The sequence below is a fragment of the Pseudomonas viciae genome (assembly GCF_004786035.1).
GTDB classification, from domain to species: Bacteria; Pseudomonadota; Gammaproteobacteria; order Pseudomonadales; family Pseudomonadaceae; genus Aquipseudomonas; species Aquipseudomonas viciae.
Genome location: NZ_CP035088.1, coordinates 6209632 through 6230591, shown reverse-complemented (window position 1 = coordinate 6230591; position 20960 = coordinate 6209632). Strand labels below are relative to the sequence as shown.

The 20960-nt window shown below is 60.9% G+C and carries 18 protein-coding genes; 7 read left to right on the top strand and 11 right to left on the bottom strand.

The window, feature by feature from the left end; translation table 11 throughout:
- The first annotated feature begins 20 nt into the window (after positions 1–20).
- The 3 genes from EPZ47_RS27760 to fba all read left to right on the top strand — a co-directional run bounded on the left by EPZ47_RS27760 (position 21) and on the right by fba (position 1969).
- Positions 21–245 carry a hypothetical protein gene (locus EPZ47_RS27760; protein WP_135847573.1) on the top strand — a complete coding sequence of 75 codons (225 nt, stop codon included), beginning with the start codon at positions 21–23 and terminating at the stop codon, positions 243–245.
- A gap of 56 nt (positions 246–301) precedes the next feature.
- Positions 302–637: an MliC family protein gene (locus EPZ47_RS27755; protein WP_135847572.1), complete on the top strand. Its 336-nt coding sequence runs from the start codon at positions 302–304 to the stop codon at positions 635–637.
- A gap of 267 nt (positions 638–904) precedes the next feature.
- The gene (fba, locus tag EPZ47_RS27745) at positions 905–1969 is read left to right on the top strand and encodes a class II fructose-bisphosphate aldolase (RefSeq protein WP_003177554.1); all 1065 of its coding nucleotides are present in this window, start codon (positions 905–907) and stop codon (positions 1967–1969) included.
- A gap of 910 nt (positions 1970–2879) precedes the next feature.
- On the opposite strand, the gene EPZ47_RS27735 is transcribed toward fba, so the two are convergent.
- The 4 genes from EPZ47_RS27735 to EPZ47_RS27720 form a co-directional block, all read right to left on the bottom strand.
- A complete protein-coding gene (locus EPZ47_RS27735) occupies positions 2880–3164 on the bottom strand; it encodes a fructose-bisphosphate aldolase (RefSeq protein WP_135847570.1) in 285 nt (94 codons plus the stop codon).
- Between the two features lie 461 nt (positions 3165–3625).
- On the bottom strand, positions 3626–4294 hold the full coding sequence (locus tag EPZ47_RS27730; protein WP_135847569.1) for a polysaccharide lyase family 7 protein: 669 nt from the start codon (positions 4292–4294) through the stop codon (positions 3626–3628).
- A gap of 331 nt (positions 4295–4625) precedes the next feature.
- Positions 4626–5294, bottom strand: a complete 669-nt coding sequence (locus EPZ47_RS27725) for a polysaccharide lyase family 7 protein (RefSeq protein ID WP_135847568.1) — start codon at positions 5292–5294, stop codon at positions 4626–4628.
- 280 nt (positions 5295–5574) lie between these two features.
- Positions 5575–6240: a polysaccharide lyase family 7 protein gene (locus EPZ47_RS27720; protein ID WP_135847567.1), complete on the bottom strand. Its 666-nt coding sequence runs from the start codon at positions 6238–6240 to the stop codon at positions 5575–5577.
- 320 nt (positions 6241–6560) lie between these two features.
- Here EPZ47_RS27720 and EPZ47_RS27715 point away from each other — a divergent pair, with 320 nt between their 5' ends.
- From EPZ47_RS27715 to EPZ47_RS27705, 3 genes are read left to right on the top strand one after another with little or no spacing between them, the layout of a single operon-like run.
- Positions 6561–8684 carry a putative bifunctional diguanylate cyclase/phosphodiesterase gene (locus tag EPZ47_RS27715; protein ID WP_135847566.1) on the top strand — a complete coding sequence of 708 codons (2124 nt, stop codon included), beginning with the start codon at positions 6561–6563 and terminating at the stop codon, positions 8682–8684.
- 41 nt (positions 8685–8725) lie between these two features.
- Positions 8726–9229, top strand: coding sequence for a M48 metallopeptidase family protein (locus EPZ47_RS27710; protein ID WP_135848079.1), 504 nt, complete (start codon positions 8726–8728; stop codon positions 9227–9229).
- Positions 9230–9233: 4 nt separating this feature from the next.
- Positions 9234–9530, top strand: a complete 297-nt coding sequence (locus EPZ47_RS27705; RefSeq protein WP_135847565.1) for a winged helix-turn-helix domain-containing protein — start codon at positions 9234–9236, stop codon at positions 9528–9530.
- A gap of 126 nt (positions 9531–9656) precedes the next feature.
- Here EPZ47_RS27705 and EPZ47_RS27700 read toward each other — a convergent pair whose 3' ends face one another.
- Positions 9657–10109, bottom strand: a complete 453-nt coding sequence (locus EPZ47_RS27700) for a GNAT family N-acetyltransferase (RefSeq protein WP_135847564.1) — start codon at positions 10107–10109, stop codon at positions 9657–9659.
- A 261-nt stretch (positions 10110–10370) separates the two neighbouring features.
- On the opposite strand from EPZ47_RS27700, the gene EPZ47_RS27695 reads away from it, so the two are divergent.
- Positions 10371–11108 (top strand): substrate-binding periplasmic protein, encoded by a 738-nt coding sequence (locus EPZ47_RS27695; RefSeq protein ID WP_135847563.1) that lies wholly within the window; start codon positions 10371–10373, stop codon positions 11106–11108.
- Between the two features lie 120 nt (positions 11109–11228).
- On the opposite strand, the gene yccS is transcribed toward EPZ47_RS27695, so the two are convergent.
- From yccS to EPZ47_RS27665, 6 genes are all read right to left on the bottom strand, one after another.
- Positions 11229–13412, bottom strand: a complete 2184-nt coding sequence (gene yccS / locus EPZ47_RS27690; protein ID WP_135847562.1) for a YccS family putative transporter — start codon at positions 13410–13412, stop codon at positions 11229–11231.
- Between the two features lie 159 nt (positions 13413–13571).
- Complete coding sequence (locus EPZ47_RS27685; protein ID WP_135847561.1) at positions 13572–14750, bottom strand: BaiN/RdsA family NAD(P)/FAD-dependent oxidoreductase; 1179 nt, start codon at positions 14748–14750, stop codon at positions 13572–13574.
- Positions 14751–14908: 158 nt separating this feature from the next.
- A complete protein-coding gene (gene dbpA, locus EPZ47_RS27680) occupies positions 14909–16246 on the bottom strand; it encodes an ATP-dependent RNA helicase DbpA (protein ID WP_238340361.1) in 1338 nt (445 codons plus the stop codon).
- A 295-nt stretch (positions 16247–16541) separates the two neighbouring features.
- Complete coding sequence (gene mdtD, locus EPZ47_RS27675; protein ID WP_135847559.1) at positions 16542–17969, bottom strand: multidrug transporter subunit MdtD; 1428 nt, start codon at positions 17967–17969, stop codon at positions 16542–16544.
- 111 nt (positions 17970–18080) lie between these two features.
- Positions 18081–19418 (bottom strand): TldD/PmbA family protein, encoded by a 1338-nt coding sequence (locus EPZ47_RS27670; RefSeq protein ID WP_135847558.1) that lies wholly within the window; start codon positions 19416–19418, stop codon positions 18081–18083.
- Positions 19418–20860: a TldD/PmbA family protein gene (locus tag EPZ47_RS27665; RefSeq protein WP_135847557.1), complete on the bottom strand. Its 1443-nt coding sequence runs from the start codon at positions 20858–20860 to the stop codon at positions 19418–19420. The genes EPZ47_RS27670 and EPZ47_RS27665 overlap by 1 nt, the downstream gene beginning before the upstream one ends.
- Positions 20861–20960 lie beyond the last annotated feature (100 nt).

The window sequence follows — 20960 nt, the reverse complement described above, 5'->3', positions numbered from 1 at the left end:
TCAGGCAAAGGAGTGTTCTGATGGTCAAGACGTTCACGTTGCTGTTGACGGCGACGCTGTTGGTGGCCTGTTCGAGCAGCCCGAAGGCCACGGCCCCGGAAACCGGGACGTCGGCGCCTGAAGAGGGCTGCTACCAGGCCGACTGGCAGGCCGAGACCAACCCGGTGCTGAACAAGCGTTCGGGGCCGGATGGCCTGGATAAATACGAGACGCAAACCCCGGCCAAGGAACATGGTTGTCCTTGACGGGTCAGACTCTTAACTCATGGCTGGCGGCGTGCGCTGTCGGTCGAGGAACACGGATGAAAGGCTTGATCGCCGTTGTGGCGTTGGCGTTGCTGGCCGGTTGCGCGCAGTTGGATCGGTTTCGTTCGTCCGAGCCTTCAGTAGAGGGCTGGACAACGTGGACCTGCGACAGCCAGGCCAAGGTGCTCTGGCGTTATACCGACGATTCCCGCAAGGAAGTCGACGTGCGCCTCGGCGGTGCCGAGCAGGTTTATCACCTGAAGCAGGAACCAGGCGCGTCGGGTTCGCTGTACAGCGATGACATGCTGGCGTTTCACGTCAAGGGTGAGGAAGGCCTGGTGTATTGGGTCGCCACGAATGACTTGATTGGCCGGGGTTGCAAGGCCGAGTAACAGATACACCATAGATTTAATGTGGAAATAGATCAGATGTGGGAGCGGGCTTGCTCGCGAATGCAGTGGGTCAGCTTGCATCCCTGTTGAATGTTAAGCCGCATTCGCGAGCAAGCCCGCTCCCACAGGGATCTGTGCAAGACATGAGATTTTTGCAACACCGAACACGCAGGCCGGGGCCACCCCCGATCCGCAATGACTTGAATAGCCGCCGCCGCTCCGGCAGGCTGGCACGATTAACGACCCTCGACCGGGAGAGACACACTAATGGCACTTATCAGCATGCGTCAGATGCTGGACCACGCAGCCGAGTTCGGCTACGGCGTTCCAGCCTTTAACGTCAACAACCTTGAGCAGATGCGCGCCATCATGGAAGCCGCTGACAAGACTGACTCTCCGGTGATCGTCCAGGCTTCGGCCGGCGCCCGTAAATATGCCGGTGCGCCATTCCTGCGTCACCTGATCCTGGCGGCGATCGAAGAATTCCCGCACATCCCGGTGTGCATGCACCAGGACCACGGCACCAGCCCTGACGTCTGCCAGCGCTCCATCCAACTGGGCTTCAGCTCGGTGATGATGGACGGCTCCCTTGGCGAAGACGGCAAGACCCCGACCGACTACGAATACAACGTTCGCGTCACCCAGCAAACCGTCGCCATGGCCCACGCCTGCGGCGTGTCGGTGGAAGGCGAACTGGGTTGCCTGGGCTCGCTGGAAACCGGCATGGCCGGTGAAGAAGACGGCATCGGCGCCGAAGGCGTGCTGGATCACAGCCAGATGCTGACCGACCCGGAAGAAGCCGCGGACTTCGTCAAGAAAACCCAGGTCGACGCCCTGGCCATCGCCATCGGCACCAGCCACGGCGCCTACAAATTCACCAAGCCACCTACCGGCGACGTGCTGGCCATCGACCGCATCAAGGAAATCCACAAGCGCATCCCCAACACCCACCTGGTGATGCACGGTTCTTCCTCGGTTCCGCAAGAGTGGTTGGCGATCATCAACCAGTACGGCGGCGACATCAAAGAAACCTACGGCGTGCCGGTTGAAGAAATCGTCGAAGGCATCAAGTACGGCGTGCGCAAGGTCAACATCGACACCGACCTGCGCCTGGCTTCTACTGGTGCGATGCGTCGTTTGATGGCGACCAATCCGAGTGAGTTTGATCCGCGTAAGTTCTTCGGCGCGACCGTGACGGCCATGCGCGACGTGTGCATCGCGCGTTACGAAGCGTTCGGTACTGCCGGCAACGCCTCCAAGATCAAGCCCATCTCGTTGGAAGCGATGTATCAGCGTTATCTGAAAGGTGAGTTGAACGCTAAGGTTAACTAAGCTTTCGCGTTATTAAAGAACCCGCAGTGATGCGGGTTTTTTATTTTTTGGGCTTCAGGGTTTTGTGTGTATATCCGTTTCTTTGGTAACGGCTACTTATGGTTCCGCTCTTACAGCGGCTCACTTTTGAGAAGCGCAAAAGTAAGCAAAACGCTTTATGCCCCACCACTTGGTGCCTCGCTTAGGCTCGGCATGCCTGAACGAAGGCATTGCTCCGTGGGCCGCCGCGAAGGGCCATCCATGGCCCAGCGCGGCTATCCCGGCATCCATGCCGGGATGCCCACGGCCCAATACCTGCGTTCAGCCAGCGTGGTTAACGGGGCGCCAAAATCTACGTCCACCGCGAGGCGGCCTTATAGCCGACCTGTTTCTTGGTGGGACTGCGTTTCTCCTGTGGGAGCGGGCTTGCTCGCGAAGGCATTGGTTCAGTCGATGAAAATGTTGGATGTGTCGGCCTCTTCGCGGGCAGGCTCGCTCCCACAAAATCTGATTGGCATACCTCCGGAAAGAACCAGGTCGGCTGTCAGGCCGCCTCGCGAGCAAGCTTTGCTCCCACAGGTCCTGCTCAAACAGATTTGACGGGTGTACGACCAGGAGAGCCAGGTCGGCTACTAGGCCGCCTCGCGGTGGACGTAGATTTTGGCGCCCCGTTAACCACGATGGCCGAACGCAGGCATTGTGGAGTGGGCATCCCGGCATGGATGCCGGGATAGCCGCGCTGGACCATGGATGGTCCTTCGCGGCGGGCCCACGGAGCAATGCCGGAGTGAGGGCACACCGAGCCTAGGCGAGGTGCCGAGTGGTGGGGCAGGAGCGCTTTGGTTACTTTCGCGCTTTTCGAAAGTGACCCGCCGTAAGGGCGGAACCCTAAGTAGCCGTTACCGCAGCAATGGATATACACACGGTATTTCTATTCCCCTTCAAGCCCGCGCTGTTCAATGACACCAAACACATCGGTGACATCCTGGACCAGGATCCGGGCGACATTGGTGAGGGTGTTGAAGTCGCTGGCGGCCGAGTCACGCAGGCTGGCGCAGGCCATGAGCGTCAGGTAATCGAGGGTGGCATGCAGGCGTTCGCTGGCGCAGGCGTGGAGCTCAGTCAGTGGGGCTGTGCTGTCGATGAACAGAATAGGTTGGGTGGTGGCGATCGGGGTGAGAGGGGTGAAGCGACTGAGCAATTGTTCGGCTTTCATGACAAACCTCTAACTCAAGAAAAAGTATTTGCCACCGTTTGCTGCGAAACAAATTGGGTGGCAGCCATGTGCGGGTTCGCAGACCGAGGAGTTAGAGAAACCCGGCAGACCCGAAGATCTCCCACACACAGCCGCCATAAAAAGCCGAGCGTAGGCAGGATATCCCTACGCCGATTTTTGACGGTCGTGATTCTAACTCACCGGGGCTGCGAAACCCCTGCCCACCGACCAAAGCCAGCAGATCCACCGAACTATAGAGGAGATTTTCGAAGCCAAAATCGACCTGTAGAACTCACCGCGCCCTCGTGGCCAGGGAGCTAGCCCCCGCTCTGGAGCGCAGCCACCGAAAAACCGGCGCATGCGGTAGGTCTGACGAAAGGAGAGGGCTGCTGCGCAGCCCTGCGGGGATAAATCCCCTCGCCACAAAGGGTGAATTCCTACGAGATTTTCGGAAGCACTTTTTAAGTGTTGTGATCAATATCCAACTTGCTGAACGTCACTTTCCCGCCTTCGCTGGTATAGCCGCTGTTGTCTTGCACGTACACGCCAGCCTTGAAGTACAACGGCTTGACCCGCCACGTAGAGCTGATGGTGGTGTACCAGCTACGACCCGCCGCGGTAATACCCAGGTCGCCGGTACGATCGAGGTGGAGCCGGTAACTGAAGGACTGGGCAAGTTTCACCCCAGTGGCCACTGTGATGACTCGACCCTCGTCGTCATCGGGGCGCATGCGCACTTTAGCGACGATGTTGCCGGTCTTGCTGTCGTCCTTGTACTGGTATTCCAGCTTCACCAGGGGTTTGCTGCTGTCCTTGGCATGAATCTGACCGATCACGATCTTGCCGGTGCTGGGCACCTGGTTGACGACCAGGGTCGCGCTCAATTTATTGTCGGCATCGGGGTACAGCCAGTTGCGCAAAGTGCCGTCTTTATAGGCTTCTCGTAATTCGCTGCGCGGATAGACCGCGTTTTCAGTCTTGGTGCCGGTCACCGGTGACCAGAAATACACCGTGCTGCCTTCGGAGTTGAAGTACTTATCCTTGAACCCATCCACCAGCCGAGGCGTTTCAATGGTTTTCGGCGGGCTGCCCTCGGGGATGCTCAAGTTCCAGGTTGCAAGATCGACCATGTTCGGATCCTTTCTGTACATAAGAAATGATTTACGCCACAGCCGAAGGCTCTAGGACGCGCTTTCGCCGACGCCAGGAGGAAACGGGATCGAACGTTTTTCACGTAGATCCGGCGGAGGGTTGGCGTCAGCAGACCGTCAGAGTTGCGTTTGCCGCTTTGGTGCCCGAGACAGGCGACCGTTAGTCGGCTAGTAGGAAAGTTTTTTGAACGATGGCGATATGGCACTGCGCGCATGGCCTGCGCTCGATTGAGCGTGAGAGGCGAATGCCCAAGCGTTGAGGGGCGCACCGCAAGCAGCATCCGTGCTGCCATGGCGCCAGGAAAAGCGATCAGATGTTGTGATTGATTTCCAGCAGGCTAAACGTCACTTTTCCGCCTTCGGTGGTGTAGCCGGTGTTGTCCTGCACGTACACACCCGCCTTGAAATACAGCGGTTTGACCTTCCAGGATGGGTCGATGGTGGTTCTCCAGTTATAACCCGCCGCGCTGATGCCCAATGCGCCCTTCGGGCTGAGGTGGATCATGTAGGTAAAGCTGCGGTCGAGCTTCACGCCGGTGGCGATGGTGATGACCTGGCCGGATTCGTCGTCGGGGCGCATGCGCACCTTGGCGACGATGTTGCCGGTGGAGCTATAGGTTTTGTACTGGTACTCCAGTTTCACCATGGGGCTGGTGCTGTCCTTGGCATGAATCTGACCGATGACGATCTTGCCGCTGCTGGGCACCTGATTGACGGTGACGGCGGCACGCAAGATGTTGTCCGCCGCCGGATACAGCCAGTTGCGCAAGGTGCCGTCACTGTAGGTTTCCCGCAGTTCGCTGCGTGGATAAATCGCGTTTGCGGTCTTGGTGCCGGTCACCGGCGCCCAAAAGAACAGCGTGCCGGTGTCGGAGTGGAAATATTCATCCTTGAACCCCTGGGCCAGCCGAGGCGTTTCGATGGTGATGGCGGGGCTGCCTTCGGGGATGCTCAAGTTCCAGGTGTTGAGATCGATCATGGTCGGATCCTGCGTAACGGGCGTAAAAGTGCTGAGTTCCAAAGCGGGAGGCTCTACTCCGAGCGTTTGGGATGTGTTGATCACGCAGGATGGAGATTTTTTGATGACCGTCCGGCGGATGATTGACGTCAATTGTCCGTCGAATATGCCATTTGCAGCATCTGTGCCTGGGTGGGTAACCGTTAGTCGGTAGTTTCGAACTCGCCCTGAACGATTTCGCATTGATAGGGTCGCCTGGGCGGGCAGCATTGCGTCGCTGCCATGGCGCCACGCAAAGCGTCTAGATGTGATCGATATCCAGCAGGCTGAACGTCACGGTGCCGCCTTCGGTGGGATAGCCGGTGTTGTCCTGCACGTACACGCCCGCCTTGAAGTACAGCGGCTTGTCGCTCCAGGTCGAGCTGATGGGGGAGCTCCACTGGTAACCCGCGCCATTGATGGTCAGGACGCCGGCGGGGCTGAGGTGGATCAGGTAAGAGAAGGACTGATTGAGTTTTATGCCCGTGGCGATGGTGATGACCTGGCCCGATTCATCGTCGGGGCGCATGCGGACCTTGGCGACGATGTTGCCGGTGGAGCTGTAGGTTTTGTACTGGTACTCCAGCTTCACCATGGGGCTGGTGCTGTCTTTGGCGTGGATCTGTCCGATGACGAGTTTGCCGGTGCTGGGGACCTGGTTGACGGTCAGCGTGGCGGCCAGCTTGTTATCAGCCGCTGAGTACAACCAGTTGCGCTGGGTGCCGTTGCTATAGGTTTCCCGCAGTTCACTACGCGGGTAAATCGCATTGGCGGTCGTGGCGCCGGTGACCGGTGCCCAGAAAAACACCGTACCGGAGTCGGCGCGGAAGTACTGGTCCTGGAACCCTTCCACCAGTTGAGAGGTTTGGATGGTCGTCGGTGGGCTGCCTTCGGGGATGCTCAGGTTCCAGGTGGCGAGATCAATCATGGTCGGATCCTACGTAACGGGGGTGAAAATGCTGAGCGCCCGGCGAGAGGCTCTAGCTCGCGCTTGTGGGCGAATTAATCACGCAGGATGGAGATTTTTTGATGACCGCCCGGCGGATGACTGACGTCAATTGTCTGTCAGCGGTGTCGTTGCAGTTTCTGTGCCCGAGGAGGGTGACCGTTAGTCGGCTATTTCGGGCTTTGTCTGGATGATGGCGCGATGACACCTACTGCTTTCCGGAATCACGGTCTAGAGTGAGATCACAGTATTTGTCCGCTTTGCCACGTAAAGCGGACGTGGCGCCCGATAAGAGAAGCAGCATGGAATGCGCGCAACCTGCACTTGGCGAAGACAGCTCTGTCCTATTGATTGTTGATGATTACCCCGAAAACCTGCTCAGCATGCGAGCGTTGTTGCAGCGTCAGGATTGGAAGGTCATAACGGCGGCCTCGGGTATCGAGGCTCTTAATCTGCTGCTCGAACACGAGATCGACTTGGTTCTGCTGGATGTGCAGATGCCCGATATGGACGGTTTCGAAGTGGCGCGGCTGATGCGCGGCAGCCAGCGCACGCGGCTTACGCCGATCATTTTCCTGACCGCCAACGAACAATCCCAGGATGCGGTGATCAAGGGCTACGCCAGTGGCGCCGTGGATTACCTGTTCAAACCGTTCGACCCGCAGATTCTCAAGCCCAAGGTCCAGGCGTTGCTGGAGCACCAGCGCAATCGCCGGGCCTTGCAGCGTCTGAGCCAGGATCTGGAGGCCGCCAGGGCGTTCAACGCCTCGGTGCTGGACAATGCCGCCGAAGGGATCCTTGTGGTGGATGAGAGCGGCTGTATCCGCTTCGCCAACCCGTCTACATGTCGGCTGCTCAATGCCACCGCCGAGCAGTTGCAGGGCATGCCGTTGCTGGACTTCCTGCAGAAACCCCATATCCCCGAATGGGTCGACTCCGATATCCACCGCGCCTATTGCCGTGGTGAAACCTGGCGCGTGCACGATGCCGTCCTGCGCACTGCGCCTGGCCAGCAGGTGTCGGTGGCGTTGTCCTGTGCGCCGCTGCCCTCGGAGCAGAAGGCGATGGTGGTGACGCTTCAGGACATGTCGGTGGTTCGCCACTTGCACCAGCAACTCGAGTTCCAGGCTGTCACTGACCCGCTGACCGGTTTGCTCAACCGCAGGGGGTTTTATCAGACGGCGGAAAACCTGCTGATGCGCAGCGAGCGGCTGGAAAGCAACTGGGTGTTGCTGTATCTGGATCTCGACGGCTTCAAGCGGGTCAATGATTCCCTGGGCCATGACGCCGGTGACCGAGTGTTGCGCTGGGTGTCCGAGCAATTGAAGGCGTGCCTGCGTCCGTTCGACATCCTGGCACGGCTCGGCGGTGACGAGTTCACGGCCCTGCTGGACCTCGAACTCCCGGAGCACGCGGCGAAGATCGCGGAAAAGCTCATCGAGCGAGTCTCGATCTGTCAGCAGATCGAAGGCATGGATGTGGCGTTGGGGGCCAGTATCGGCATCGCGACGTATCCGGATTGCGGGTCCAATCTCGACGGTTTGCTGCGCGCTTCCGACATCGCCATGTACGAAGCCAAACGCGCCGGCCGCCAGCAATACCGTTTCTACGATCACGAAATGAACGGTCGAGCCCGTTCAAGGCTGATGCTCGAGGAAAGTGTGCGCTCGGCCATCGAGAACCGCGATTTCAATATGGTCTATCAGCCCCAGGTGTCCATCGCAGATGGGCGGATCCGTGGCTTCGAGGCGTTGTTGCGCTGGCAGCACCCCAGCGTCGGCGATGTACCGCCGGGGCTGTTCCTGCCGTTGCTGGAAGAGGCGCGGTTGATCAGCCGGTTGGGCAGTTGGATCTATCATCGCAGCGCAGCCCAGCGCAAAGTCTGGGAGCGCAAGTTCGCTGACGATCTGGTGTTGGGGGTGAGCCTGAGCAGTACCCAGTTCGGCATGCCTAACCTGGTGACCGAATTGCGTCAGGTCCTGGACCGCCATGCCTTGAAACCCCGGCAACTGGAGGTGGAGGTGACCGAGGATGCGCTGATGCGCAACCCCGACGAAACCCATAAGCAGTTGCGGCTGCTGCGGCACCTCGGGGTGCGGGTGGCGCTGGATGACTTCGGTTCGGGGCCGTGTTCGCTGGCGCATCTGCGCGACCTTGAACTCGACACTCTCAAGCTCGACCGACACCTGATCGCCCGTCTGCCGGACTCGCCTCGAGATGCGGCACTGGCTGCTTCGGTGATCGATTTGTGTACACAATTGGGCTTGCGGGTGATCGCCGAGGGGGTCGAGACCTCGGAGCAATATCACTGGCTCAAGGCCCATGGCTGTGGCTACGTGCAAGGGTTCCTCGTGGCGCGACCGTTGATGGCCGAAGACACCGATGCCTTTGCCGTGCCATTTGACTGGAGCGCGGTGCAGGCCTGAATTCGCTACACTGGCGGCCTTTTGTGACTGTGTTGCCACCGATGACCGCGCTCAAATACCTTCAGGCCTACCCGGCCGCCCTGCAAGCACAAGTGCAGCAAATGATTGCCCAGGATCGACTGGGCGATTACCTGCACCAGCGCTATCCCGACCGGCATCCGGTCCAGAGCGATAAAGCCCTGTACGGTTATGCGCTGGAGCTCAAGCAACAATACCTGCGTAACGCGCCGGCCATCGATAAGGTGCTGTTCGACAATCGCCTGGACCTGACCCACCGCGCCCTTGGCCTGCACACTGCGGTTTCACGGGTGCAGGGCGGCAAGCTCAAGGCCAAGAAGGAAATCCGCATCGCTTCGCTGTTCAAGGAGGCGGCACCCGAGTTTTTGAAAATGATCGTGGTGCATGAGTTGGCCCACTTCAAAGAGTCGGACCACAACAAGGCGTTCTACCAACTCTGCGAGCACATGCTGCCGGGGTATCACCAGTTGGAATTCGACTTGCGGGTGTACCTGACCTGGCGTGATCTGCAACAACACAAGGAATGACTGGATGGATGTCAGCAAGACCAAAAGCAGCTTCTATCGTCGTTTGTATGTGGCTTACCTGATCGACAGCGGCGTGGCCAGCAATGTCCCCGCGCTCACCGAAGTCACCGGTATGCCCCGGCGCACCGCCCAGGATACCGTGGCGGCGCTGGCGGACCTGGATATTGTGTGTGAGTTCGAGCAGGAGCAGGGCGCCCGCAATCATGCCGGGTGTTATCGGATTCGCGATTGGGGGGCGATTGATCGGGGGTGGATCGAGGGGAATCTGCAGCGGATCAAGGCGGTGCTTGAGTATCCCTGAACATTGGCTGTGTCTGGGGTGGCCTCTTCGCGAGCAAGCCCGCTCCCACATTTGATCGTCTTCGTACACAAAATTTGTGTTCACTGAAGATCCACTGTGGGAGCGGGCTTGCTCGCGAAGAAGGCCTCAGGGCCGATGCATGCCTATATGTGGAATCCCATCTTCCATATATTCCACACCCACTACGCCAAACCCATACCGTCCGTAATACCCCTGCAAATGCGCCTGTGCCGACAATGAGATCGACGTACCAGGCCAGCGTTTCTCGGCCTGCTTGAGGGCTCGTTCCATCAGTTTATGACCCAGGCCCTGGCCCCGGGCTTGCGGTGCGATGACCACGCGCCCGATCACCACGTCGCTGTTTTGCGAATGCGGGTCGAGTAAACGTAGGTAGGCCACCAAGTGATTGCCCTGCCAAGCCATCAAATGGCAGGTGTCGCCCTCCAGATCCAGGCCGTCGACGTCCGGGTAGGCACAGTTTTGCTCGACGACGAACACTTCGGCGCGCAATTTGAGGATGGCATACAGCTGTTCCTTGCTCAGGTCACTGTGGTGTTTGCAGACCCAATCGATGTCCATTTTTTGAATTTCCTTGAGAACCTGATGCCGATATTAAGCGCGCTGTCTTCGGAAGTCTCTTGCTCGCTCCAGTAAAAAAATCTGTGATAAAGACCAAAATGCCATCATTCCTTTGCCGCAGCGTTGTCTTCTTTGTGTAATCTTCGATCCAGCGCCGTGCAGCGGTTTCAATGAGCTAATGTTAGGACCGGATGTCTGAGGATATCCCTTGAGTTTCGGCTAAAAACAAACCGGGCTTTGAACCCGTCAAGGATGTTTGGCATGCCGCGATTGCATCGAGCTCTTGCTTTGGTCGGGTTGCTGTTGCTGAGCCACAACGCTTATGCGCAGAAGTTGCGTTTGGTCGCCGATGGCTGGCCGCCCTTTACCGACTCCACGCTGGTCAATGGCGGCCTGGCGACCGATATCGTCAGCACGGCCCTGGCGCGGGCCGGTTATGCCACTGATTTCGAGCAGGTGCCCTGGGCTCGGGCAATGCTGGGCATCGGAGAGGGGCGTTATGACGTGCTGGTCAACGCCTGGTACAGCGAAGAACGCACCCATGTGGGCCAGTTCTCGGCCGAGTATCTGCTCAACCGCGTGCGCTTCCTCAAGCGCAAGGATGCGCCGATTGAGTTCGACAACCTGCCACAGCTGTATGCCTATCCCATCGCCGTGGTGCGCGGTTATGCCTACTCCAAGGCATTCGATGAAGACCAGAAAATGCAGAAAGTCCCTGTGCATAACTTCGCGATGGCCGTGCGCATGCTGGCTGCCGACCGCGTGAAGCTGACTCTGGAAGATGAATATGTCGCCCGTTATTACCTGGCCCGCGAATCGGCCAAGGTGCGCAATGCCGTGGAGTTCCTGCCCAAGCCGTTGAGCGAAAACAGCCTGCACATCCTGGTCAGCCTGAAGAACCCGCAGCATGAGCAGATCGTGGCGGGGTTTGATCGGGAGATTGCGGCGATGAAGGCGGATGGCAGTTATGCGCGGTTGCTCAAGCAGCACGGGATGTGAGCTTGAAGGTTGAGTGGTCTGGACTGGCCTCTTCGCGAGCAAGCCCGCTCCCACATTTGGAATGCGTACTCCTGTGGGAGCGGGCTTGCTCGCGAAGGGGTCGACCCATTCACTGCAGTCTCAAGCCTCGCTGGTGTCCTTGATCAAATGCGCCGCCAAGGTCCGCAACGGCCCCAGTTGCCGACAGATCAACCCCAGTTGCGTCTGCACCAGTCGCTGGCCTTCGTCAATTTCATCGGGCATCTGCTCAAGCTCATTGGCCAGGGCTTCCTCCTCGTCGCTTTGGAGCACAATCGGCGTTTTACTCGCCAGGCCCTGGGCGATTTCGTCGATGCTCGTCGCCAGTTTCGCCCCTGCGCCATCGATCAGGTGCTCGCGCACCTGCGCTGGCAGTTCGGTGCCGCGGTGGGCGCCCAGGCCTGACAGGTAACTGAGCAGCGTGTGGGACAGCACCAGGAAGCGGAACCCCACATCGGCTTCCTTACGGAAATGCCCCGGCTCCATCAGCATGTTGGCCAGCGTGGTGGACAGCGCGGCGTCGGCGTTGTGGGCATTGCGGCGGGCCAGGCGGTAGGCCAGGTCGTCGCTTTTACCGGCGGCGTACTGCTGCATGATCTGACGCAGGTAAATGCTGTTGCAGGTCAGCGTGTTGGCCAGCACCTTGTTCAGTCGTCGGCCTTGCCAGTCGGGCAGGAACAGGAATACCGCAAGCCCGGCAATCAGGCTGCCCAGCAAGGTATCGAACAGTCGCGGCAGCAGTAGCCCGTAGCCGTCGCCCACCTGGTTGAAGCAGAACAGCACCATGATGGTGATCCCCGCAGTTGCCAGGGTGTAGCGGGTCGTGCGGTTGGTAAAGAACACCACCCCGGCGGCAATGGCGAAGCTCGATTGCACCAGCGGGTTGGGAAACAGATCGAACAGTGCCCAGGCCACGGTCAGGCCAATGGCGGTGCCGATGATTCGCTGGCCGAGCTTGCGCCGGGTGGCGCCGTAGTTGGGTTGGCAGACGAACAGCGTGGTGAGGATGATCCAATAACCCTGGGATGGGTGGATCAGATGCACCATGGCGTAGCCCACGCTCAGCGCCAAGGGCAGGCGCAGGGCATGACGGAACAGCAGCGAGGTTGGCGTGAGCTGCGTGCGCAAGCGTAGCCAGACGTCCTTGAGGTTGCGCGGCGAGCGGTCCAGCAAGCTGCTGTCGGTGGCGTCGGCCAGGGCATCGGGGTTGCTCGCGTCGCTGAGCAGGCGATCCATGGTGGCAAGGTTGGCCGAAAGGGCGCGTAACGATCGCAACAAGCCGCGCCAGGCCGGATTGCTCTGGATGCGCAGGTGTTCGAGGGAGGCATGCAGGTCGTTGAGGGCCTCGGCGAAGCTGGCGTCGTAGACGAACGGCTGGCGCAGTTGGATCGATTCGGCCAGCGCCTGGCAGGCCTTGCCCTGCTGGCGCAGCAGGCGCTGGCAGCGGAACATCACGTCGCTGTGGAAGAAGGCCTCGGCCAGTGCGTTGTAGGGGTAATGGGAGGAACTGGCGCGCTCATGGATGTCTTGGGCGAGGAAATACAGCTTCAGGTAACGGCTGACTTTGGAGCCTGGCCGGCCATTGCCCACGCGGTGCAGGATGATCTCCTTCGCTGCGTTCAGCGCCGCGACCACTCGGCCGTTCTGTTGGGCCAGTTCCAGGCGTCGGGCTTCGACGTCCAGTTGACGAATCGGCTCCAGAAGCGACGATTTGAGTTTCAGGTAACGGCCCAGCTCGCGAAACAGCCGCGCCAGGCTTTGCTGCACCGGTTGGTTGGAAAACAGCGCTTGCCACAGCACTGAGAGCAAGCCGTACCACGCAGCGCCAGCCACCAGCAGCAGGGGTTCGTGCCAGAAATCGGTGACCGCGCCACCGCGCTGGTCCACGCCGATCATGGTATAGACCGACAGAATCAAGGTGGCCGAGGCAATCGCGCCATAGCGCTCACCCAGGGCTCCGAGCATGGTCAGGCCGAAGCTCGCCAGGGCCAGGGCGATGATGAACAGGATGGGATACGGGAACAGCAACTCAACCGACAGCGCCGCGACGGTGAAGCACACCAGGGTCACGGCCAGCGCGTTGAGGCGGCCCTGCCAAGTGTCATCGGTCTCGGCCAGGGCGCTGGCGATGATGCCCAGGAACAGCGGGATCAGCAGCACCATCTCATCAAGATACCAGCACACCCCCATGCTGCCGGTCAGGGCGATGAACACCCGCACGCTATAACTGAACTTATCCAACGCCCAAAGGCGACGCAGAGACTGGCTAAACGAAGTCGATGACATGAAGTGCACGGGCCTGACGGGCAATGACGCTAAATTGAGGCAGTAATGACGCCGACGCAATGGGGGCGATCACATCTGGCAGCAAAAAGTGTTCCGGCATACACCACCAACCGACTGTGGGAGCGAGCAAGCCCGCTCCCACCGTTGATGTGTGTCAGGTCAGACGTACTGCGCCGCCGCATAACCCGACGCCCAGGCCCACTGGAAGTTGAACCCGCCCAGGTGCCCGGTGACGTCCAGCACTTCGCCAACGAAATACAGGCCCGGGCTTTTCAGCGATTCCATGGTCTTGGACGAGACTTCCCGGGTGTCGACGCCACCCAGGGTGACTTCGGCGGTGCGATAGCCTTCGGTGCCTGCCGGGACGACGTTCCAGCTCGCCAGTTTCTCGGCAATGTCCGCCAGCTCCGCGTGGGTGTATTGCTTCATGGGTTTGGAGACGAACCAGGTGTCCGCCAGCAGGTTGGCCATTTTCTTGGTAAACAGCTCGCCCAGCAGGGTTTTCAGCTCGCTGTTGGGGCGTTCGGCCTGTTGCTGTTGCAGCCATTGCGGCACGTCGTGGTCCGGCAGCAGGTTGATCTGCACCGTGTCCCCCGGTTCCCAGAACGACGAAATCTGCAAGATCGCCGGGCCGCTCAGACCGCGGTGGGTGAACAGGATGTTCTCGCGAAAGCTCTGCTCGTTGCAGCTCACCAGGCAATCGACCGACGTGCCCGAGAGTTCGGTGCACAGCGTCTTGAGCTGATCGGTGATGGTGAACGGCACCAGACCGGCGCGGGTTGGTAGCAGCTCATGACCAAACTGTTTCGCCACCTGATAGCCGAAACCGGTAGCGCCCAGGGTCGGGATCGACAGGCCGCCAGTCGCGATCACCAGGGATTGGCAATTGATGGCCCCGAGGGTGGTTTGCAGCAGGTAGCCGCCTGCGGTTTTTTCGATCTGCTCGATCGAGGTGTCCAGGTGCAGCTTGACGCCAGCCTGGTCGCACTCCTCCAGCAGCAGGGCGAGGATGTCGCTGGACTTGTTATCGCAGAACAACTGTCCCAGCTTCTTCTCGTGATAGGGCACGCCGTGCTTGGCCACCAGGGCGATGAAATCCCACTGGGTATAGCGCGCCAGGGCCGATTTGCAGAAGTGCGGGTTCTGCGAGAGAAAATTGCCCGGCTCGGTGTACATGTTGGTGAAATTGCAGCGTCCACCGCCCGACATGAGGATTTTCTTGCCGGCCTTGTTGGCGTGGTCCAGCAGCATCACCTGCCGTCCGCGCGCGGCAGCGGTCAGTGCGCACATTAACCCTGCGGCGCCAGCGCCAATGATCACGACTTCGGTAGAGCGCAAAACGGTGTCCTCTCACAAATTCTAATTTCACCGAAAACCACTGTGGGAGCGGGCTTGCTCGCGAAGGCGGTGTGACAGTCAACATTGAATCGACTGATACACCGCCTTCGCGAGCAAGCCCGCTCCCACAAGGGGATCTTCGTTGGATGGAAGATCGGTTACAGGATCCGCACCCGCAATGACCGGCCCTTGATCTTGCCATCGTTCAGGCGTTGCAGGGCCTGTTTGGCGATGCCGCGCTCCACGGCCACGTAGGCCTGGAAGTCGAAAATCGCGATCTTGCCGACCTGGGCACCGGGAATGCCGGCGTCGCCGGTCAGGGCGCCGAGGATGTCGCCGGGGCGGACTTTGTCTTTGCGCCCGGCACCGATGCACAGGGTGCTCATGGCCGGCAGCAGCGGGCCGCCACCCTGGGATTTGAGGTTGTCCAGTTGGTCCCAGCTCAACGGCGACTTCTGCAGTTGCTCGATGGCCTGGGCGCGGTGGGCTTCGGACGGCGCCACCAGGCTGATGGCGATGCCTTTTTCCCCGGCGCGGCCGGTGCGGCCGACGCGGTGGATATGGATTTCCGAGTCCCGGGCCAGTTCGACGTTGATGACCATGTCCAGGGCATCGATGTCCAGGCCGCGTGCCGCCACATCGGTAGCCACCAGCACCGAGGTGCTGCGGTTGGCGAACATCGCCAGCACCTGGTCACGGTCGCGCTGTTCCAGGTCGCCATGCAGGCCGACGGCGGAGATGCCTTTGGACGTCAGGTGATCGACGGTTTCCTGAACCTGCTGCTTGGTGAAGCAGAACGCCACGCAGGAGGCCGGGCGGAAATGCGCCAGCACCTTCACGACCGCGTCCATGCGCTCTTCGGGAGAGATTTCGTAGAAACGCTGCTCGATCTGCGCGTCGGAGTGAAACGCCTCGGCCTTCACTTGCTGCGGGTTGCGCATGAACTTGGACGACAGCTGCTTGATGCCGACCGGGTAGGTGGCGGAGAACAGCAGTGTCTGGCGGCGCTCTGGGGTCTGCTGGATGATGTCTTCGATCGCGTCGTAGAAGCCCATGTCGAGCATGCGGTCGGCTTCGTCGAGGATCAGCGTGTTGAGGCCATCGAGCACCAGCGAGCCTTTGCGCAGGTGCTGCTGGATGCGCCCTGGGGTGCCGACGATGATGTGGGCGCCGTGCTCAAGGGAGGCGATCTGTGGGCCGAAGGACACGCCGCCGCACAGGGTCAGGACCTTGATGTTGTCTTCGGCGCGGGCCAGGCGACGGATTTCCTTGGCAACCTGGTCGGCCAACTCGCGGGTCGGGCACATCACCAGCGCCTGGCAGCCGAAGAAGCGCGGGTTGATCGGGTTCAGCAGGCCGATGCCGAAAGCCGCGGTCTTGCCGCTGCCGGTCTTGGCCTGGGCGATCAGGTCCATGCCCTTGAGGATCACCGGCAAGCTCTGCGCCTGGATCGGCGTCATCTGGGCATAACCGAGTGATTCGAGGTTAGCCAGCATGGCGGCGGACAGCGGCAAAGTATTAAAAGCGGTGGCAATGGTGGTCACGGGACTGGCCTGCAAAACAAAATGTCGCGCAGTGTAGCAGCCTCGTGCCACTTTCTTCGAAAGTTCTGGACGAGCTGTGAGGGCAACGCTTGTCTTGAGGGATGGCAGATCCAGAAACTGTGGGGGCTCTGGAACTGTGGGAGCAAAGCTTGCTCGCGACGAAGGTGGCGCGATATTTCAGGAAACCGAGTTGCCTGTATCGCGGGCAAGCCTTGCTCCCACAAAAAGCGCCAAGCCACGAAGCCGCTTAGTGCTCGATATGCTCATCCGGCCGCTTGACCCGCCGCCCATCCTGTTTCGACAACTGCGAAAAAATCGTCGCCGCCAGCATCGCCATGACCCCCACCGTGACGAACGTCAACTGGAACGCCCCCAGCACCGTCTCGACCCCATCGTTGCCAACCTGGGCCGTGAAGCCGCCGAGCAGGGCGCCGGCGCAGGCCACGCCGAGGCTCAGGGACAGTTGCGCGACCACCGACAGCAGGCTGTTGCCGCTGCTGGCGCTGGCGTCGTCCAGGTCGATCAGGGTCACGGTGTTCATCGCGGTGAATTGCAGCGAGTTGATCGCCCCCAACACGGCCAGTTGTGCCAGCAGCAACCAATATGGCGTTTGCTCGCTGACCAGGCCCATGCTCGCCAGCATCAGGCCCAGGGCCAGGGTGTTGCCGGTCAACACGGTGCGGTAGCCGAAGCGCTCGATCAATGGCCGGGCCACGGACTTGGCAACCATGGCCGCCGCCGCCAGGGGCAGCATGCTCATGCCGGCCTGGGACGGCGAATAGCCCAGGGCCACTTGCAGCAGCAACGGCACCAGGAATGGTAGGGCGCCGCTGCCCAGGCGGGCGAACAGGTTACCGAGGATGCCCACGGCGAAGGTCCGGGTCTTGAACAGCGATGGTGCGAACAGCGGGTTCTCGACATGCCCGGCCCGCAGCCAATAAGCCGCCAGGCAGGCCATGCCGCCAAACAGCAGCAACATCACCCGCAAGTGCGGCAGGTGCAGTTCCCCCAGGCCTTCCATGGCAATGGTGATCAGCACCATCGCCGCGCCGAACAGCAAAAAGCCCAGGCCATCGAACCGGGTGCGCTCGCTGCCGCGCAGGTCGGGGATGAACTTCCATACCGCATAACAGCCAATCACGCCCACCGGCAGGTTGATCAGGAAGATCCAGTGCCAGGTCAGGTACTCCACCATCCAGCCGCCCATGGTCGGGCCGATCAGCGGGCCGAGCAGGCCGGGAATGGTGATGAAACCCATGATCCGCACCAGCTCCGAACGCGGGTAGGCCCGCAGTACCACCAGCCTGCCGACCGGGATCATCAGCGCGCCGCCCAGGCCCTGGATCACCCGCGCACCGATCAGCATGCCCAGCGAGTGGGACAAGGCACACAGCAGCGAGCCGAAGCTGAACAGCAGGATTGCGCCGAAGAAAATCTTCTTGGTGCCGAAGCGGTCGGCGATCCAGCCCGAGGCCGGGATCAGCAGCGCCACGGTGAGCATGTAGGCGATGATTACGCCTTGCATGCGCAACGGGTTTTCCGCCAGGTCGCTGGCCATGGCAGGCAGGGCGGTGTTGAGGATGGTCCCGTCCAGGGACTGCATGAAGAAGGCAATCGCCACGACCCACGGGAGCCAGCGGGCGGTGACGGCGTCGAGCGGTGCACGGTTGGGCATGGGACCTCTTGTTCGAGTCAGGGTGTCCGTGGTGGCTGCATCGCGGGCAAGCCATGCTCCCACAAGGAGCGATGATCATCCTGTGGGAGCAAGGCTTGCCCGCGATGCTTTTTACAGGGTCAAGGTCAACCGCTTGACCAGCGCCCCCGGCAACAGCATCGAGGCCGTCGCCCGCTGGCTGTAGGTGCTGGCCGAGAGCAGCAGTTCGCGCTCCCGGGTCAGGCCTTCGAGTTGTGAGCCGAGCAGGCTGTAGACGCTGTCGTCGAAACGCATGGTGCTGACCGGCGCCACGATCTGGCCGTTCTCGACCCAGAACGTGGCGAAGCGGGTCATGCCGGTCAGGCGCGCGGCCGGTTGGTCCGAGTAATTCAGGTACCAGAGGTTGCTGATGTACAACCCGGTGCCGAGCTGTTCGAGGATATTTTTTTGCTCCAGCTGGCCTTCGTTCATGACCAGCGCCGTGGGGTATTCGTAGCTGCTGGCGCCGTTGGCGGTGAGGCCGTACTCGGCGGCGCTGCGGGAGTTGACCAGCCGCGCATTCGCCGTGCCCTTGGCGATCAGCGCCAGGTCATCGCGCGGATAACCTTCGTCGGAAAACGCCGGGCTCAAGGAGCCACTGACTTGCTCGCTCAGCCACACGTTGGGGCTGAAGTTGGCTTCGTTGGCGTAGAACTTCTGCAGTGGACTCTGCTTGCTGGCAATTGCCCGGGCCGAGAACCCGCCCCAGCTGAGCATGCCCATGATCTCTTCCAGGGCCGCCGGTGCCAGGTAGGCGCGGTATTCGCCGGGCGGTAGCGTGCGCAGCGGCCGACCGAGGAACGCCAGTTGCTCGCGGGCCTGCTCGAAGCGCCGGGCAAACCCTTCGCTGCTCCACTCATGCCCGGCGTAACTGGCTTTCACCGCCTGGCCGTTTTCATGGAACAGGCTGAAATCGAAGTTGAAGCTGTTGGCTTGGTGCCAGCCGAACGCCCCTGAAGAACTGGCGAAACCACGGCTGATAGGCCCGGCGGCGTAGAAACCGACCAGGTCCAGGCCTTCGGAGGCGCGGGTGATTTCGGCTACGGCTTGCTCGGTTTCCGGCAGTGGGTGGTCTTGCACGTTGTTGCTCTGCCAGCGGTTGTGGTTGAGCAGCAGGTACGGATCGCGGGGCAGTAGCGGCAAGGTTTCGCGCAACTGTTGCAGGCCCTCGGCCAGGCGTTGCAAATCCGTCTCGGCCTCGCCGGACAAGGTGATCTGCAAGTCGGCGTGGCGACCGTCATCAATCAGCTTGAAACTGACATTGGCCTGTTGCACCTGCCCGGCCTGGCGGACTTTGCCGTGGTTGAAACGCACGAAAGCAGAGGACTCGGCTGCGTAGCTGAGGGTGAACTGTTCCGGCTCGTGCAGGGCAGCGCCCAGCCAGTCGACCAACGCCTTGAACGCTCCGGCCTGATTATTGACGGTGCTCATCAGGCATCTCCCCCAAATACATCAACGTTGCTGAACACGCAGGCCGGCGACGCATGGCCGACACGGATGACCTGGTTTGGCTCGCCCTTGCCGCAGTTCGGCGTGCCCAGGACCTGGAAGGTACTGGCATCGCCCACGGCGCGCAGGCTCTTCCAGAACTGCGCGGAAATGCCCCGGTAGTTGGGGTTTTTCACCACGCCCTTGAGTTCGCCGTTCTCGATCAACTGGCCCCACTCGCAGCCGAACTGGAATTTGTTGCGGGCATCGTCGATGGACCAGGAGCGGTTGGTGCGCATCAGCACACCGTGCTCGATGCCTTGGATCAGTTGTTCCAGGGGCTGGTCGCCGGGCTCGATGTTCAGGTTCGCCATGCGGTCGATGGGCGGGCGATTCCAGCCGCAGGCACGGCTGTTGGCGACACCGGCAAGGCCTGCGCGAAATTGCGACAGCGCACCGCCCAGTGGCCGCAGCAACAGGCCTTCACGAATCAGGAACTGTTTGCTCGCGGCAGTACCGTCGTCGTCGTGGCTGTAGCTCGCCAGCTCTTCGGGAATGTCTGGGTCGAAGGTCACGTTCAACAGGCTGGAGCCGTATTGCAGGTGTCCGAAGTCGGCGGCCTTGACGAAGCTGGTGCCGGCGTAATTGCGCTCGTCTCCCAGGATGCGGTCCAGCTCCAGCGGATGGCCGATGGACTCGTGGATCTGCAGCATCATCTGGTCGGGCATCAGCAGCAGATCCCGCGGGCCTTGCGGGGTATTGAGTGCCATCAGCAGTTGCAGGGCCTGGTCGGCGATTCTCGGCCCCGCGCCAATCAGGCCAGAGCGACTGATGACATCGAAGCCACCTTGCTGGCCGAAGTTTTCACGGCCCAAGGTGCGGGTCTGGCTGTCCTGACCGTCGAAGGCGGTGACCTCCAGGGCCGGGTAGATAAAACGCTGGGCCTGGCGCAGTTCGGCGCCGGCGCTGTTGAGGTAGATCTGCTCGACCTGGGTCAGGCCGATGCTGACTTGCCAGTTCACCAGGCGCTCGTCCTGAGGCACCGCGGCCGACTCGTCGCCGAGTAGTTGGTAGCAATCGCTCAGGGCAGGGAAGGCCTGGTCGAAATGGGGCGAGAAGTAATCGGCGCGGTCACTGGACACCGCTTGCTCGCGCAGGTCGAGCAGGGCATGGGGCTTGAGCTGGCGGGCTTGTCGCTCGGCCCGCTCCAGCGCTGCCTGCAGGCCGGCCTGGGACAGGTCGTTGGTGGAGGCATACGCCTCGACACCGTTGACCCGCGCGGTGAGCATTGCGCCTTCATCACGGGCCAGGCTGGGCGGTTCGGCGACATTCTTGCGTACCGACAAATGCTGGCCAGACTCGCGCACATAACGCAGGGAAAAAAATTCAGCGCCCGTGCGCAAGGCAGCAAAACGCTGCTTGAGCTGGGGGTGGAAGTCGAACATGGAACCTCCTTGTCTGGAGTGGCGGTGCAGCGAGGTGCGGCGCACTGAAGCGGCGGCCCTAGATTAGGCCTGGGCGGGGGAGGGATCAAGGCAGATGGGA

What these genes read in the sequence shown, in the direction of transcription:
- EPZ47_RS27760 (WP_135847573.1), top strand. Translation starts at nt 21, where the DNA reads ATGGTCAAGACGTTCACGTTGCTGTTGACGGCGACGCTGTTGGTGGCC.
- EPZ47_RS27755 (WP_135847572.1), top strand. Translation starts at nt 302, where the DNA reads ATGAAAGGCTTGATCGCCGTTGTGGCGTTGGCGTTGCTGGCCGGTTGC.
- fba (WP_003177554.1), top strand. Translation starts at nt 905, where the DNA reads ATGGCACTTATCAGCATGCGTCAGATGCTGGACCACGCAGCCGAGTTC.
- EPZ47_RS27735 (WP_135847570.1), bottom strand. Translation starts at nt 3,164, where the DNA reads ATGAAAGCCGAACAATTGCTCAGTCGCTTCACCCCTCTCACCCCGATC.
- EPZ47_RS27730 (WP_135847569.1), bottom strand. Translation starts at nt 4,294, where the DNA reads ATGGTCGATCTTGCAACCTGGAACTTGAGCATCCCCGAGGGCAGCCCG.
- EPZ47_RS27725 (WP_135847568.1), bottom strand. Translation starts at nt 5,294, where the DNA reads ATGATCGATCTCAACACCTGGAACTTGAGCATCCCCGAAGGCAGCCCC.
- EPZ47_RS27720 (WP_135847567.1), bottom strand. Translation starts at nt 6,240, where the DNA reads ATGATTGATCTCGCCACCTGGAACCTGAGCATCCCCGAAGGCAGCCCA.
- EPZ47_RS27715 (WP_135847566.1), top strand. Translation starts at nt 6,561, where the DNA reads ATGGAATGCGCGCAACCTGCACTTGGCGAAGACAGCTCTGTCCTATTG.
- EPZ47_RS27710 (WP_135848079.1), top strand. Translation starts at nt 8,726, where the DNA reads ATGACCGCGCTCAAATACCTTCAGGCCTACCCGGCCGCCCTGCAAGCA.
- EPZ47_RS27705 (WP_135847565.1), top strand. Translation starts at nt 9,234, where the DNA reads ATGGATGTCAGCAAGACCAAAAGCAGCTTCTATCGTCGTTTGTATGTG.
- EPZ47_RS27700 (WP_135847564.1), bottom strand. Translation starts at nt 10,109, where the DNA reads ATGGACATCGATTGGGTCTGCAAACACCACAGTGACCTGAGCAAGGAA.
- EPZ47_RS27695 (WP_135847563.1), top strand. Translation starts at nt 10,371, where the DNA reads ATGCCGCGATTGCATCGAGCTCTTGCTTTGGTCGGGTTGCTGTTGCTG.
- yccS (WP_135847562.1), bottom strand. Translation starts at nt 13,412, where the DNA reads ATGTCATCGACTTCGTTTAGCCAGTCTCTGCGTCGCCTTTGGGCGTTG.
- dbpA (WP_238340361.1), bottom strand. Translation starts at nt 16,246, where the DNA reads ATGCTGGCTAACCTCGAATCACTCGGTTATGCCCAGATGACGCCGATC.
- mdtD (WP_135847559.1), bottom strand. Translation starts at nt 17,969, where the DNA reads ATGCCCAACCGTGCACCGCTCGACGCCGTCACCGCCCGCTGGCTCCCG.
- EPZ47_RS27670 (WP_135847558.1), bottom strand. Translation starts at nt 19,418, where the DNA reads ATGAGCACCGTCAATAATCAGGCCGGAGCGTTCAAGGCGTTGGTCGAC.
- EPZ47_RS27665 (WP_135847557.1), bottom strand. Translation starts at nt 20,860, where the DNA reads ATGTTCGACTTCCACCCCCAGCTCAAGCAGCGTTTTGCTGCCTTGCGC.